At 43.5% G+C, this 16,325-nt stretch carries 11 protein-coding genes; 9 read left to right on the plus strand and 2 right to left on the minus strand.

Going from position 1 to position 16,325, the window contains the following annotated elements:
- Window positions 1-11 precede the first annotated feature (11 nt).
- The 7 genes from mreC to tldD all read left to right on the plus strand — a co-directional run bounded on the left by mreC (window position 12) and on the right by tldD (window position 9,930).
- A complete protein-coding gene (gene mreC, locus B6K83_RS08205) occupies window positions 12-881 on the plus strand; it encodes a rod shape-determining protein MreC (protein WP_085284440.1) in 870 nt (289 codons plus the stop codon).
- Complete coding sequence (gene mreD / locus B6K83_RS08210; protein WP_085284441.1) at window positions 878-1,351, plus strand: rod shape-determining protein MreD; 474 nt, start codon at window positions 878-880, stop codon at window positions 1,349-1,351. The genes mreC and mreD overlap by 4 nt, the downstream gene beginning before the upstream one ends.
- 1 nt (window position 1,352) lies before the next feature.
- Window positions 1,353-1,940 carry a Maf family protein gene (locus B6K83_RS08215; protein ID WP_085284442.1) on the plus strand — a complete coding sequence of 196 codons (588 nt, stop codon included), beginning with the start codon at window positions 1,353-1,355 and terminating at the stop codon, window positions 1,938-1,940.
- A 12-nt stretch (window positions 1,941-1,952) separates the two neighbouring features.
- Window positions 1,953-3,416 (plus strand): ribonuclease G, encoded by a 1,464-nt coding sequence (rng, locus tag B6K83_RS08220; protein ID WP_085284443.1) that lies wholly within the window; start codon window positions 1,953-1,955, stop codon window positions 3,414-3,416.
- Window positions 3,417-3,649: 233 nt separating this feature from the next.
- Window positions 3,650-7,651 carry a YhdP family protein gene (locus B6K83_RS08225; RefSeq protein WP_085284444.1) on the plus strand — a complete coding sequence of 1,334 codons (4,002 nt, stop codon included), beginning with the start codon at window positions 3,650-3,652 and terminating at the stop codon, window positions 7,649-7,651.
- A complete protein-coding gene (locus B6K83_RS08230; protein WP_085284445.1) occupies window positions 7,641-8,489 on the plus strand; it encodes a carbon-nitrogen hydrolase family protein in 849 nt (282 codons plus the stop codon). The genes B6K83_RS08225 and B6K83_RS08230 overlap by 11 nt, the downstream gene beginning before the upstream one ends.
- Entirely contained in the window at window positions 8,482-9,930 is a 1,449-nt protein-coding gene (gene tldD, locus B6K83_RS08235) for a metalloprotease TldD (protein ID WP_085284446.1), read from the plus strand. Before B6K83_RS08230 ends, tldD begins: the two co-directional genes overlap by 8 nt.
- 175 nt (window positions 9,931-10,105) lie before the next feature.
- On the opposite strand, the gene B6K83_RS08240 is transcribed toward tldD, so the two are convergent.
- Both B6K83_RS08240 and B6K83_RS08245 read right to left on the minus strand, forming a co-directional pair.
- Window positions 10,106-10,936: a CvfB family protein gene (locus B6K83_RS08240; RefSeq protein WP_085284447.1), complete on the minus strand. Its 831-nt coding sequence runs from the start codon at window positions 10,934-10,936 to the stop codon at window positions 10,106-10,108.
- 82 nt (window positions 10,937-11,018) lie between these two features.
- Window positions 11,019-11,465, minus strand: coding sequence for a tellurite resistance TerB family protein (locus B6K83_RS08245; protein WP_085284448.1), 447 nt, complete (start codon window positions 11,463-11,465; stop codon window positions 11,019-11,021).
- A gap of 406 nt (window positions 11,466-11,871) precedes the next feature.
- On the opposite strand from B6K83_RS08245, the gene B6K83_RS08250 reads away from it, so the two are divergent.
- On the plus strand, window positions 11,872-13,089 hold the full coding sequence (locus tag B6K83_RS08250; protein ID WP_092251257.1) for an efflux RND transporter periplasmic adaptor subunit: 1,218 nt from the start codon (window positions 11,872-11,874) through the stop codon (window positions 13,087-13,089).
- Window positions 13,086-16,280 carry an efflux RND transporter permease subunit gene (locus B6K83_RS08255; protein ID WP_085284449.1) on the plus strand — a complete coding sequence of 1,065 codons (3,195 nt, stop codon included), beginning with the start codon at window positions 13,086-13,088 and terminating at the stop codon, window positions 16,278-16,280. The genes B6K83_RS08250 and B6K83_RS08255 overlap by 4 nt, the downstream gene beginning before the upstream one ends.
- Window positions 16,281-16,325 lie beyond the last annotated feature (45 nt).

Genomic DNA, 16,325 nt, shown 5'->3' on the forward strand with positions numbered 1-16,325 from the left:
TAGCTCAGGCAATGAATCCGATATTTAAGCATGGCCCTTCTCCACAGCACCGATTAATTTTGGTGCTGTTTTGTTCTGCATTGTTAATATTTTTTGACCATAAAATGAATAGCTTCGAGTCAGCGCGAGGCTTTCTTCAGTCTATGGTGAGCCCATTACAATATTTAGCGACCGCGCCCAAACAATTAATGAACTGGGCGGCGGAAAATATGGTAACTCGTCGACAACTGATCGCCGATAATGAGCAATATAAAATCAATGAACTTACTTTTCATGAACAAGCACTGCAATTAGCCATCATTAAACGTGAAAATGACAGGTTAAGAGCCTTATTGGCATCACCGTTACGCGCCGATGCGAAAAAAATGGTGGCAGAAATTTTGGCGGTAGACAGTGACCCTTATACCCATCAAGTGGTGATCAATCGTGGCGCCAATGACGGTGTATATGAAGGTCAAGCGGTGATCGACGATGAGGGCATTGTTGGACAAATCTTACATGTTGGCACCACCAGTAGTCGTGTGTTATTGATCACAGATGTCACACATGCGGTACCGGTACGAATTAGCCGAAATGGCGTTAGGCTAATTGCCAGTGGGGTTGGTGTGATTGACACCTTAACCCATAACCATGTGCCGCATAGCACGGATATACGCGTCGGTGATACCCTGGTTAGCTCTGGCTTAGGCGGAAAGTTTCCCGAAGGCTATCCCGTGGCGAAAGTCAGTGTTGTGCGCCAAGATGAATCGCGAGCATTTTCACAAATACAAAGCCAACCTGTGGCGAAAATTGACCGTTTACGGTATGTGTTATTGCTATGGCCAGAGCAAGAGCGTGCCCCAGCAACTGCCAAACTTGATAACAAGGCGGTTAATGAATGACTAGTCGTTTAATTATTTTGTTAACCTTTTTAGTGGCGTTAATGGCCAGCATTATGCCGTTGCCTTTGAGTGTTGACGCCTTTCGCCCTGACTGGGTTTTAGTGGTACTTTTATACTGGTGCTTAGCTTTGCCGGCGCGTGTGAATGTGATTTCAGCCGGTGTGCTAGGTTTTATCCTTGATGTGCTGCTTGGCTCAACCTTAGGGGTGCATGCTGGTGCGATGGCGGTTGCCGTGTATATTGTCGCTGGTAATTACCAGAAAATACGCAACTTTTCAGTCTGGCAACAAGCGCTGATTGTAGGCGTACTCTCTGCCTTGTATCACTTGATTGTATTTTGGTTACAACGCTTTTTAACCGATGCGGTCTTTCTCCCTAGCTATTTATACCCAGTGTTTACCACGATTATCTTGTGGCCATGGGCTTTCTTACTGTTACGAAAAATAAGACGAAATTTTCGCATAAGCTAATATGTCTCATACTTTGATATTGGCGTCACAATCGCCACGCCGAAAAGCGCTACTACAGCAGCTTGGCTATAACTTTACTTGCATGCCAGCCGATATAGATGAAAGCGTGCTGGCGGGCGAATGCCCTGAGCCTTATGTTGCGCGCCTTGCGCTCGCCAAAGCTCAAGCCGTTGCCAAACAAAGCCCTGTAAATACGGTTGTGCTTGGCTCAGATACCAGTGTTGTGTTTGCCGAACATATTTTAGGTAAACCCGACTCTTTTGTTGATTGTCAGCGTATGTTAACTATGCTGTCGGGCAACACTCATCAGGTGATCACGGCGATTGCTGCGGTCAAAGATCAGCAAAGTGAAGTGGTTTTAGTGAAAACAGCAGTAGACTTTAAACCGCTAAGTGAGCAAGAAATAACGCGTTATTGGCAAACGGGCGAACCACAAGATAAAGCAGGTGCTTATGGCATTCAAGGCATTGGCGGTCAGTTTGTAACTCAAATACAGGGCAGTTACTCAGCGGTAGTAGGCTTACCGCTTTATGAAACCGCCCGCTTATTAACGGCATTTGGTGTAACATCATCAATGACAATGGATTAAACAGGAGTCGATATGAGCGGTGAGTTACTGATCAATGTTACCCCGAGTGAAACTCGGGTTGCTTTAATTGAAAATGGTTCGTTGCAAGAAGTGCATGTAGAGCGCGAGGCTCGGCGCGGGTTAGTTGGTAATATTTATTTGGGTAAAATTATTCGAGTTTTACCGGGGATGCAAGCCGCGTTTGTTGATATCAACTTGGGCAAAGCCGCATTTTTACACGCATCAGATATCAACTCGCGACTGATCTTAAATGAAGAAAATACCGGTGATCAAGTACCGGATATTCGCAATTTAGTGCATGAAGGACAATATATTGTTGTGCAAGTGGTCAAAGACCCAATGGGGACCAAAGGCGCAAGGCTGACAACCGACATTACCATAGCAGCACGTTATTTGGTGTTAATGCCAGATGCCAATCACGCGGGTATTTCACAACGCATAGAAGACCCACAAGAGCGTAATCGGCTAAAATCTATTGTTACGCCCTATTGTGGCGAAGAGCACGGCTTTATTGTCCGCACGGCGGCAGAAGGTGCCGGCATTGAAGAGCTGCAACATGATGCCGAGTTTTTACGCCGCGTTTGGGCAAAAGTGCTAGAGCGCAAAGCGCGAAGACAAACCAAAGATCCTATCTATCAAGATTTATCGTTAGCATTTCGGGTACTGCGTGACTTTGTCGGAATTTCACTTGAGCGCATACGAATTGACTCAAAATTAACTTATGAACAGCTGGTGGAATTTACCAGTGAATTTGTCCCCAATTTAGCGCCAGTGCTGGAGTATTATCCTGGTGAACGGCCCATTTTTGATTTATTTGATGTGGAAAATGAAATACAGCGCGCGCTGCATCGTAAAATTGAGCTGAAGTCTGGCGGCAGCTTGATCATAGATCAAACTGAGGCGATGACTACCATAGACATCAATACCGGGGCCTTTGTTGGGCACAGAAACTTAGAAGAAACCATTTTTAATACCAACATAGAAGCAACACAAGCGATTGCCCGACAACTCAGGCTGCGTAACCTAGGTGGCATTATTATTGTCGATTTTATCGATATGAGTAATAAAGACCATCAACGTCGTGTATTACACAGCTTAGATGCTGCAATGGCCCGCGATAATGTTAAATACAGTTTATCGGGGTTTTCTGCGCTAGGTTTAGTGGAAATGACTCGTAAACGCACCCGTGAAAGCCTTGAGCATATCCTCTGTGATGAATGCGCCGTATGTCATGGCCGAGGTTATGTCAAAACCGTAGAAACCGTTTGTTTTGAAATATTACGCGAGATTGTGCGCGTCAACCGTGCCTATGATGCCGATAAATTTATTGTCTATACCTCATCGTCAGTCAGTGAGTCCTTGCTTAATGATGAGTATCACAACCTTGCCGAACTCGAGGTTTTCATTGGTAAACAAATTAAAGTGCAAACTGAAATCATGTATAATCAAGAGCAGTTTGACGTGGTGATGATGTAGCAGGCTCATGGCAAATTTTGCCATGTCCATGTACAAGGTGTTAGCGCTAGTCGCGCGAACTTTGTCAATAAAGCTCGGTCAAACTTTGATAGTAGCCCTTAACTTGCGGTGTTATAAACTGTTGCCTCGTTTAATAACAGCATGAGTTAGCCTAGTGCTGAGCAAAACCCTAAACCAATCGGCGTCAATAACGGAAAGCATAACAGACCCTAGCGAGTCTTGGTAAAGTAGCAATGAGTGTCTCCACAGTATTAAATAGATGGCTGAAGCGTCTGTATAAATTACTAGCAATACTGCTAGTGGTTTTTGCTGTTCTCATTAGTACGTTACGGCTGTTTTTACCCTATGCCCATAATTATCGTCAAGATGTCGAAGACTACCTCAATGGCCAATACCATAGCAATATTTCTATTGGTAGTCTTAGTATGGGCTGGAGCAAGTCTGGACCAACGCTAATCACAGAGCAGGTTAAACTGTTATCAAGCACCGACAATAAAATTTATCTTGATCGTTTAGAAGTCGAGTTGGATTTTTGGCGTAGCTTACAAACCGGACAAATAGTGACCAAAGATTTTGTCATCACAGGGGCAGAATTAGAGTTTGAACAAGCGACATTGGCAAACTCTGCCGATGAAGTGAAAGCGCCAGAAGATAAAAGCAGCAATTTGATACAAACCTTGTCCACCATACTGCTAGAGCAAATTTCGCGCTTTTCAATACGCGATAGTCATGTACTGTATCACACCGCCACTGGGGTGCGTGCCTTTACCATCAGTGAAATGTTTTGGCTTAATGCAGACGATCGCCACCAAGCCAATGGTAGCGTTATTGTTGATGGCTTAAGCTCGAATAATTTAAAGCTATTATTAGATTTTCAAGGCAAGTCATTCAAAGATCTCAGTGGGCAAGCGTATTTGCAAGCCAATGAAATCGATATCACTCCTTGGTTAGGGCGTGTGTTAGCCATTAAAGATGCCAAAACTCACTCAGCCATTAATTTTAATGCTTGGTTAACCATTACCTCAGGCCATGCTGAATATATCCAATTGGCACTGGGCAATAATGAAATTACTTGGCAGCACTTAGGGCAAACGCAAAGTTTTGAGATCAATGGCGGCGATATTGTCATTAAAGCTGAAAATCAATTAGCTTACACCTTGGCGACTTCACCCTTAACCATTAAGCGAAATAACGCAGAAACCAATCGCTTATCGTTGGCAATGCATACCCTTGGAGACACCATTGAGGGTTATATAGACGGCCTAGAATTGGCCAGTTTTGAGGGCATATCGCCACTACTGCTGGATAATACCGCATTAGAGAACTTATTACTGGACTTAGACGCAACTGGGCGCATTGAAGATATACATTTTCGCGTCAAGCCAAATCAACAGGCAGTGACGGCAAAGTTTAATAATGTGAACAGTCACTTTAGCCATGGCATACCGGGTATTGATCAGGTCAGTGGCGAGTTAATCTACCTAAATAATCAATTACAAATCGCGTTAACCGCTAATGATGGCGCACTTAACTTTGACAAGCACTTTAAATTCCCGATCCCGTATACGCACTTAAGTGCTTTGGTTAATGCAAGGTTTTCTGCAGATGCTTGGCAATTCTCGGCTGAAAACATAGCCTTAACATCGCCACAGCTGCAGCTAAATGCAGATTTAAGTGTTGCTAGTAACAAAGCTCAAGCGCCTAGCATGGCTTTGCTGGCCAGTGTTAAGCAAGGCGATGCTCAATTTGCCGAGTATTTTTATCCGCACTTATTAATGGGGGAAGACTTAGTAAACTATTTAAATGGCGCGATAATTAAAGGTGATGTTGAACAAGCATTAGTCTTGTTTAATGGCCCATTCAATGCTTTTCCCTTTCATCAAGACGAAGGGGTTTTTGTTGTAGATGCTGAGCTAACAAACAGTCGCTTTAAGTTTGATGCGCAGTGGCCAGCGATAGATCACTTTGCGGCAAACTTAAATTTCACTAACAATAGTATGCGTATTACTGGTCGTGCTGGGTTGCTTTCGGGTATCGATGTCACCGGTGTGATTGCAACAATAGATGACTTGGCCGATAAACAAGTGCTGAAAGTTGACGCCAATTTTAATCATTTATCACCACCATTAGTTAGTCAATTAATGGCGGCTAGCCCGATGCAAAGCACGGTAGGTGTTACACTCGAGAAAGCAGTTGTTAGTGGGCCTATTGACGGTAAGTTTAGCTTGATACTGCCCTTAAACAACCCTGACGCTGTGTTAGCCAAAGGTTTTGTCGACTTTAAAAATAATAACCTAGCGCTACAATCGCCCAGGCTAGATTTTAGTAATATTCAAGGGCGGTTAAGTTATGAGAACGATCTCATCACGGCGACTGACCTTAAGTTAACCTGGCGAGACATGCCAATAACCGTTAATGTTGAGGCGAAGCAAAATAGCGAGCAATATCGCGTTAATATCAATACTGTCGGGCAGTGGCAACCGCAACTTTGGCAAGCGCAAATACCCAAAGTATTGCGTAAATATGGTCAGGGAGCACTGACTTGGCAAGGAGATTTAGCGCTCAATATTAGCGCGGAAAATTTTAGCTACGATTATCAAATTAATTCGACCTTGAATGAGCTTGCCTTAGCGCTACCATCGCCTTTTAGTAAGCTTGCCGGTGAGCCGCGATTGTTCAATATTCATGCTTTTGGTGATCAAAGTAGCAGTACCATCACTGGAGATATTGGCGATAATATTGACTTTTATGGTTCGCTTGATCACCAACAAGCGCAGTTTTCGTTAGCGCACTTAGTGCTAGGTCAGCAGCAATTATGGTTACCAACTACTGGCTTTCATATAACTGCAGATGTCGCCGAAGCCAACTTTGAGCAATGGCAGCCATTGATTGCCGATATTCTAACAGCGCTTGATGAAGCCGAAACTAGCCAACACAATGCGCAAGCAGCAACCCCGAGTTTACTCAACGCGCCAAATAAAATACATGGCAAGTTAGGTCAGGTTAATGTTTATGGTGAGCATATCCAACAGCTGGACTTTTCTCTGAGTCCACAAACCGATCATTGGCTGCTTAATGTTAATGCTAAAGAATTAAGAGGCTCGGCCAACATTTATCATGACTGGCATCAACAAGGCATAGCGATTAATGCTGACTTTATTCATTTAGCGCCACCGTTAAACGAAGATATTCGTGGTGCTGAACCGCAGACAGCTGAAGCCCAACAAAGCCCAGAGACCGAAAACAACAGTGAGATTGATCACCGGCAAAATGCAGAAATTTTTGCTTTTATGCCGCCTTTACAGGTGCAGTGTGCAAGTTGTCGCTATGGACACTATGATCTTGGACAGGTGGAGTTTTCACTGACCCGCAAGGATGACAATCGTCTAGTCATGCAAGACTTTGTCGCGCAAAGAGGCAAAAATAGCTTGGCATTTCAGGGACAATGGCAACTTGATGAGTTAGACTCGAAAACCACATTAACGGGAACTCTAGTTACGAGCGACGTCGCGCGCGAAGTTGAAAATCTAGGTTATGTTTCAATTATCAAGGACAGTGGTGCAAAGTTAAGTTACGACGTGCAGTGGCAAGGTGGCCCACACAACTTCAGCACCGCTACTTTTAACGGTGAGCTCGCGGCGGCCTTTGATGACGGTTATCTGGCAGATGTTGATGATAAAGGAGTACGAATCTTATCATTGTTAAGCCTGCAATCTTTAGTGCGCAAACTCAGCTTTGACTTTCGAGATATTTTTAGTGATGGCATGTTTTATCGAGAGTTAACGGGCAGTTTTACCGTCAAAGATGGCGTTGCTTATACCGACAATGTGCTTATGAAAGGCACGGCTGGTGATTTAAGCATAGTCGGTAACACCAACTTAAATAATGGTGATCTTGATTATCGCATGTCTTATAAACCCAATTTAACCTCCAGCTTGCCTGTGTTAGCTTGGATAGCGACCTTGAACCCAGTGACGTTTTTAGCAGGGGTCGCACTGGACGAAGTTATCACATCTACGGTGATCGCCGAAATTAACTTTGAAGTCACCGGCAATTTAGCCGACCCGCAATTTAAACAAGTGAGTCGGAAAAACCAAAATATCAGTGTTGGCCGCTCTTCACCGCCGAAAATAGTTGAAACCGTGCCAGAAGGCGCGAGCCTTGCCAAGCCGATAACAAAACAACCGCCGGCAAGCATAGAGCAGAATTTGAAAGCTAACGATAATGAGTCATAAACCACTACAACTTTGTGCCATTCAAATGTCATCGGGTATTAACCTAGATGAGAATATTGCCGATATAGCTGCGCAACTAGCGACTTTAGAACCTGCACAGCAACAAATGGTTTTGCTACCCGAGTGCTGTTTGTATTTCGGTGGACAATATAACGCGCAACTCTCGTTAGCGCTTGCAAGTCAGGGCACACAAACACTAACACACCGACTAGCCAAGTTAGCCCAAGAATATAATGTTTTCCTCGTTGCCGGCAGTATTCCGGTGCCGGTGCCAAATCAGCAAAAATTTACTAATAGTTGTTTTGTTTTTTCTCCCGACGGTGAAGCGTTAGGCCGTTATGATAAATTGCACTTGTTTGATGTTGCGGTGGCGGATAATGCCAAGCAATATTGTGAATCACGCTATGCCCAAGCGGGCGATCGTGTTAGCGTTATTTCGGTTGCTGGCGTCGAAGTCGGTTTGTCAATCTGTTATGATCTGCGCTTTCCAGAGTTATTTCGTCAATTATGCCAGCAAGGTGCAAAAATTATCACTGTACCTAGTGCCTTTACTCGAGTTACAGGCGCGGCACATTGGCAAACATTATTACAAGCACGGGCCATTGAAAACCAAGTTTATATTGTTGCCGCTGGACAAGAAGGTGTGCATGCCAATGGTCGAGAAACTTGGGGGCACAGCATGATCATTAACCCGTGGGGAGAAATATTGGCTCAGCAGGATACCGGAAAAGGCATAATTACTGCTGATTACCAAGCCAATGTGTTAGCCAAAATACGTCACGCTATGCCGGTAGCTACTCATAATCGTTTTAAAAATAAGTTGATGTCGAATGAATAAAGTTGAACAAGTGCTGTTAGCAGATAGTCAGATAGATAAAGACCTGCTAATTGCGACGCTGGACAGTATTTACCAGCATAAAATAGATTTAGCCGATTTATATTTTCAAGCCAGTAGCCACGAATCTTGGATGCTCGAAGACGGTATTGTAAAAGAAGGCTCTTTTAACCTAGAGCGCGGCGTCGGCGTACGCGCCATTTCAGGTGAAAAAACCGGCTTTGCCTATTCTGATGACATTTCGCCAGCCGCTTTAAGCAAAGCGGCTGATGCTGCAAAAGGCATAGCCCAAGCCGAGCGCTCAGGGCGAGTGCAAGTATTTGATGGCAAGTATAGTCAACAAGCAGCGGCGCTTTATCAAGCGCAAGACCCGTTAATGAGTTTGGCGCAAGAGCAAAAAATTACGCTCTTGCATGAAGTAGAAGCCCATGCCAGAAGTGTTGATAAACGTGTCAAACAAGTGATAGTAAACCTGACGGGTGTTTATGAAAAAATATTAGTGGCGGCAAGTGATGGCACTTATGCAACGGATATCCGGCCGCTAGTGCGACTTAATTGTTCAGTGCTCGTTGAAGAAAATGGTAAGCGCGAGCGGGCAAGTGCCGGTGGTGGTGCGCGTACCGATTATAGCTATTTTTTTGAAGTTGTTGACAATAAGCCCCGTTATTTGAGCTATGCAGAAGAAGCCGTACGACAAGCCTTGGTTAATTTAGTGGCGATTGACTCGCCTGCTGGGCTGTTGCCGGTAGTACTAGGTGCGGGTTGGCCTGGCGTGTTGTTGCACGAAGCGGTAGGTCATGGTTTAGAAGGTGACTTTAACCGTAAAGGCGCATCAGCGTTTTCCGGTAAAGTAGGGCAACAGGTGACGTCAGAGTTTTGCACCATAGTGGATGACGGTACCTTAGCTAATCGTCGCGGCTCACTGAGCATTGATGACGAAGGCACACCCGGTCAATATAATGTGCTGATCGAAAACGGTGTACTAAAAGGTTATATGCAAGATAAGCATAATGCCAAGCTAATGGGGGTTAAACCGACCGGCAATGGTCGCCGCGAGTCTTATGCGCATTTACCTATGCCGCGTATGACAAATACCTATATGTTGGCCGGGGAGCATAACCCAGACGATATTATTAAAACCGTTAAAAAAGGGATTTACGCACCGAATTTTGCGGGTGGGCAAGTAGATATTACGTCAGGTAAATTTGTTTTTACCAGTTCAGAAGCTTACTTAATTGAAAATGGCGAAATTACGGCTCCGGTTAAAGGGGCAACCTTAATTGGCAGTGGCCCAGAAGCCATGCAAAAAGTCAGTATGGTGGGTAATGATCTTAAACTTGATGCTGGCGTTGGCGTGTGCGGTAAAGATGGTCAAAGTGTGCCGGTTGGTGTTGGACAACCGACGTTAAAAATTGATGAAATGACGGTCGGTGGTACCCAATAAGCGTTCAACGGAACGAGCATGATAAGCCGGCTTGGCGGGCCATTATCATGCTCACTTCTTAATAAATATCTTAATTACACTTAAATTGACACCTGAGTTGCGCGCTAGGTTATGTCTAGTGTAGTGGCATTGAGTTGCTCAAACGAGTGATTTAGCCTAACCAGTGTTATTAGTGTTACTTTAAGCGAATGCCGTTCGCTTCAAGGACGATTTTCCCGTTTTTTAGCAGGTTGCCCACCGTTGCTTTGAAGGTTTTTTTACTGACGCCTAAGGTACGCTTGATGAGCTCAGGATCACTTTTATCATGTAATGGACTAAAGCCGCCTTGCTCAGCAATATGTGCTAGCAATGTGTCACTAAAATCTTTTACCTTACCTTCACCGGGACGCGTAAGTGATAGGTCAATGCGGCCATCTTGACGAACTTGCTTAATATAACCGGTGACTTTTTTGCCGCTACGCAGTGGTTGAAATATTTCATTTTCGTACAGCAAGCCCCAGTGCAGTTCATTAATAATGGCTTTAAAGCCAAGATCGGTTTTACTGGCGATGGTTAAGTTGACTTTATCCCATTTTTGGTACTCTGCCGGCCAGATATTAATAAATTTATCTAACTTACTTGAGGCCACTAAACGGTTAGTTTTTAGGTCAAGAAAAATACGCACTAGGTAATATTTTCCTGCTTCCATTGGGCTATGTTGCTGGTTGTAGGGTACTAAAAGATCTTTGGGTAAGCCCCAGTCAAGAAATGCCCCCATTTTATTAACCTGAGTCACTTTTAACGATGCAAACTGGTCAACTTCAGCGAAAGGCTTTTCTGTGGTTGCTACCACTCTTTCGGCGCTATCAACATAGATAAATACCTTAATAGCCTGACCTGGCTGACAGTTTTCAGGCACAAAACGATTGGGCAATAATATTTCGCCTAAATCGTTTGCATCTAGGTAAGCGCCACTATCTGTTACTGCTGTTACCGTCAGGGTGTTATATGTTCCGATGTTTGCCATGTATATCGTTTAGGTCAGTTAACTTAGGCGTATAATAACCGATTTACCCGCAAGTTAACTATAACTTTTAGGTTTGTGGCGGCTATTTTGCGCGGTTATGTAATTTTGTTTGGATAAACTCGCTGTGCCGTAAATGTAATAAGTCGGCAATTTTGCGAATAATATGCTCCTCTATACTCGCGAGCTCCCCGTCGGCATAAGCCATTTTCCATAATAAATCCACCATTGTTATGCGCTGTTGCAGGCTGTAGTTTTCATTGATTGTTTTGGTGAATTGATAAAAGTCAGTGGCATTTTCACACAAGGACAATGCTAAGCTGATGATCTCGTGAGTTTGTTGATTGGAAAGGTGAAATTGCTGTTGCAGTAATTCGCTAAGTTTTTGTTGCTCATCAGGGCCTTGTTTGCCGTCAGCAAGCATCACTTCACACAATAATACGCTACAAGCTAACTCTAAACTGATGTCCTTCTCACTTTGCTCAGCAGCTGTGCCTAGCGATTGAAAAAATGTACTTATTTTAGATAACATAAAAACCTCATTGCTTTATTCATTATTAAGTGACATGAGCCATCATATAAGGGTTGAGTTTAACGCATTTTTGCTAAAGGCAAGCATGCTAAACACAAGCCGAGCTAACAACTTATGTTGTTCAGGTGGTGATATCGACGAAAAAATATTGTAAACGTCTAATAAGTTAGTGAAAACGACTAATGTCAATCAATTTATCTGTTACAAACCTGTTGCTCTAAGCGTCAAATGTAAATTAAACCAATATTATTCAAAGGGTTAAAATTAAATTGGCAAGCATTTAAAAATCGGCGCAAATATTGTAACAAGCATTTACAACTTTGTTAGTTTTTGTAGCGCTAGATTTCTGTATCCTATACACAACAAAACTAATAATTCGCAAATTTTGGCATTACGAGGACATATCGTGACACGGAAAAAACAAATATTAATACCTATTGTCATTTTACTCGCGGGTATTTTAATTTTCGCTTTGTTTTCAAGCATGAAAAAACCACCCGCAGAAAAAGAAGTTATAGATGATACGCCAATTGTGGCGGTTGAGCGCATTTCGGTTGCTCCCTTAACATTAACGGTAGACTCATACGGTGTTGTGAAACCCAAATATGAAACTGAACTTGTTGTGCAAGTGAGCGGGCAAATTGTTGAATTATCACCAGCCTTTGTTCGTGGTGGTTTTGTGCAACAGGGGCAGCTATTAGCCCGTGTTGACCCGAATGATTATCAAGCGGCTTTGATCGAAGCGGAAGCTACCATGGCCTCTGCGCGTGCCGCGTTAGAAACTGAGCGCGCACAAGGACAGGTTGCTGAACAAGAATGGCAACGCATTACCGATACCTCTCCAACAGAGTTAAGCTTGCGTAAACCCCAATTAGCGCAAGAGTTAGCGCGAGTCAAGGCGGCGCAAGCTGCGGTTTTACGAGCAAAGCGTAATTTAGAGCGTACCGAAATTAGGGCCCCCTATGATGCCATGATTGATAGCCGAAATGTTGGCTTAGGCGCCTTTGTAACAACCGGAACAAGTGTGGGTAAAGTACTGGGTACTGCCATTGCGGAAGTAAGATTACCGGTTGCTGATAACCAATTAGCGTTTCTAATTGCGCAAGGTAAAGATGCCGAGGTTAACTTGGCAGGCAATTTTGCTGGCCGTGATATTGTCTGGTCGGCAAAAATTGTTCGTAGTGAAGGGGTGATTGATAGCACCAGTCGCATGAGTTATTTAGTCGCTGAAGTAAAAGATCCTTATGCCTTGCTAGCAAACAAGCAGCAAGAGCCTATTCGCTTTGGCTCATATGTTAAAGCTGAAATATTAGGTAAAGAGTTAGCCAGTGCAACAAAAGTGCCTCGCTACTTAGTTGATAATAGTCGAGTTGCTCTGTTAAACAGTGACTCGACATTGCGCTATGCCTCAGTAGATATTGTTCGTCAGCAAGGGCGCGATGTTATTATTGCAAGTGGCTTAGCAGAAGGCGACCAAATCATTGTTTCGGCGCTTGACTACCCTATCGCTGGCATGAAGTTAGCGTTAAATAGTCAAGCGGACGAAGAAGCTATTGATACCAGTGCTGATGAAGCAGACAGCCAAGTGGCACTCAATGATAGTGGCGCCGAGGACAAGTCATGAGTCACAACAGCACAGATAAAAAAGCTGAAATAGATCACAGTATTGATACTCATAGTGGCATTATTGCTTGGTTTGCTCGCAACAGTGTCGCAGCAAATTTGTTGATGATTTTCATTCTTGTCGGTGGTTTTTTGACCATTCAAACCATCAACAAGCAAATGTTTCCACAGGTTAAAATCAACTGGATAAAATATGCCGCACCTTACCCCGGCGCTGCGCCACAGGAAGTGGAAGAAGGAATAACCATTAAAATTGAAGAGGCGCTAGAGGCGGTTCAAGGTCTTAAACGGGTGATCACCTATTCAAACCGTAACTATTCTAATGGTTGGTTTGAAGTCGAGTTAGATTATGATCCACAAGTCGTGCTCGAAGAAGTTAAATCTGCTATTGACTCGATCTCAAGCTTTCCCGATGGCATGGAGCGCATAAAAGTTGAGCGAGATAAGTTCCGTCAAGAAGTCATGTATATCAGTCTATACGGTGATTTAAGCAATGCAGAATTAAAAGACTTAGGTCGCAAGATTCACAATGAAATTCAACAATTGCCACTGATTAACATTTCTGAGCTATACAGTGGCTTAAACTATGAAATTTCAATTGAAGTCAGTAAAGACAAATTACGCGAATATGGTTTGAGCTTTAATGACATAGCTAATGCGGTGCGCAGCTATTCACGCAATATGTCGGCAGGGCAAATTCGTGCGGAAAATGGCTACATTAATTTGCGCGTTGAAAAACAAGCCTATCGTGGCCATGAGTTTGAGCAACTGCCAGTCATGACGCGTGCTGATGGTACGCGGGTGTTGCTTGGCGAAATAGCCACTATTATTGATGGCTTCGAAGAAGGTCTACAGTATTCTAAGTTTAATGGTAAAAACTCGGTCACTTTGTTTATTGGTGCTGCAGATAACCAAAGCATCACTAGCATAGCTAGCGTGGTGAAAGACTATGTTGAGAAAAAATCAGCGGCACTGCCAGCTGGTGTGAAGCTAGAAACTTGGGTTGATATGACCTACTACCTTGAAGGCCGCTTAAACATGATGATAGATAACATGAAAAGCGGTGCTGTATTGGTATTTTTAATGCTGGCGCTGTTTTTACGGGTGCGGTTAGCGTTCTGGGTTATGATGGGCTTGCCGGTGTGTTTTTTAGGTACTTTATTAATCATGCCGCTTGAGTTTGTTAATGTCACTATCAATGTCATTAGCCTATTTGCGTTTATTTTGGTGTTAGGGATTGTTGTTGATGATGCTATTGTTATGGGAGAAAGCGCCCATGAGGAAATCGAGCAACACGGACACAGTACCGATAATGTTATTCGTGGCGTTAAGCGAGTTGCAATGCCGGCAACCTTTGGGGTACTGACCACCATCGCCGTATTTTTGCCGTTTCTTTTTGGTGAAGGTCCGTCTTCTGCATTTAGTAAAGCCATAGGCTCGGTGGTGATTCTGTGTTTAATTTTCTCTTTGATTGAATCAAAACTCATTTTACCCGCGCACTTGGTTAAAATGAAAATGAAAGCTTTTAACCCGAAAAACCCCATAGATAGATTACGCGCTTGGGTTGATAACAAACTGAAAACCTTTATCGAGCAAGTTTATCGCCCAGCATTGGCCATCTTTATTCATTATCGCTATGCCGTGCTGATGTTTTTTATCAGTTTGATGTTAATCAGTGCTGGTATGTTTAGTGGTGGCTTGGTTCGCTTTGTTGGTCAACCGAAAATTCCGCATGATTTTCCACGGGTAGTGGTTGAAATGCATGTTGACGCTTCGGAACAAGCGACGTTAGAAACCTTGCTGAATATTCAAGGTGTTATTAATGGTATTGATAAAGACATTGAAGAAAAGTATGGCAACTCAATGATTTCAGATATGCAGGTAGATTTACGCAGCAGAACCAGTGGTCAAATTATGGTGAAGTTGGTGTTACCTGAGTTGCGACCGCTAAATACCTTTGAATTAGCTGACTTATGGCGTGAAGCCATTCCTAACTATCCTGGCGTTAAGTCATTTACAATTGGTGATAATTTATTTGGCGGTGGTCGTGATGATGGCGATATTGCCTTTCGTCTAGAAAGTAAAAATGATCAAGAGTTATTAGCCGCAGCGAAAGAGCTAAAAGCGAAACTGAATACTTTAAAAGGCATAGGTGACGTTAATGATAGTCGTCAAACCAGCGCCCAAGAAGTACAGTTTGAATTAAAGCCGCTAGCTTACAGTTTAAACCTGACTTTAGCCGACATAGCTTCACAAGTTAGTTATAGCTTTTATGGCTTAGAGGCACAGCGAATTTTACGCGACAGCGAAGAGATCAAAGTGATGGTTCGCTATCCGCTTGCGGAGCGTAGTTCAGTGGGGCATGTTGAAGATGTGATGATCCAAGCCCCTAATGGCGCCGAGCTACCCTTGTCGGAGCTTGCCGAAATATCACTACAAGACGGCGTGACACGCATACGTCGAGAAAATGGTAATCGAACCATCAATGTTTGGGCAAGTGTTGATGCCGAGCAAGCCGAGCCATTTAAAGTCGCTAATGATATTCGTGATAACTTTATTCCTGAACTATTACGCAAATACCCACAAGTCAAAAGTGAAGTTACCGGCAGTATTCAAGAAGAAATGGAAAATGCGGATAATCAATTACGTGACTTTGTGATTTCTTCGTTAATTATCTTCTCGTTACTTGCGATACCGTTAAAGTCGTACGCGCAAGCGACTATGATCATGATAGTAATACCGTTTGGTATTATAGGTGCAGTAATTGGGCACTTTATCCTAGGTATGGATCTCAGTGCCTTATCTGTGATGGGGATTCTCGCGGCAGCTGGGGTGGTAGTTAACGACTCATTAGTTATGGTGGATTACGTTAATAATGCCAGAAGACGCGGCGTAGCCTTAAAAGATGCGGTAATGCATGCCGGTACCAAGCGTTTTCGGGCTATTTTATTAACGTCAATCACCACTTTTATTGGCTTAGTGCCTATTATCTTTTTTGAAGTGAGTGCCCAGGCTAAAATAGTGATCCCCATGGCGGTATCATTATCCTTTGGGGTGTTGTTTGCTACTATAGTGACCTTGGTACTTATTCCTTGTCTGTACCTAGTGATAGAAGATATCAAACAATTGTTTTCACGAAAAAAACTAGCGACTCAAGTACAACCGCAAGAAGCACTTAATAGTGAAGCCTGATAATTACTTAGTGCAGGTAAACGCATAACAAAAATAAAAGCCATC

It is taken from the genome of Colwellia chukchiensis, assembly GCF_002104455.1.
GTDB lineage: Bacteria > Pseudomonadota > Gammaproteobacteria > Enterobacterales > Alteromonadaceae > Cognaticolwellia > Cognaticolwellia chukchiensis.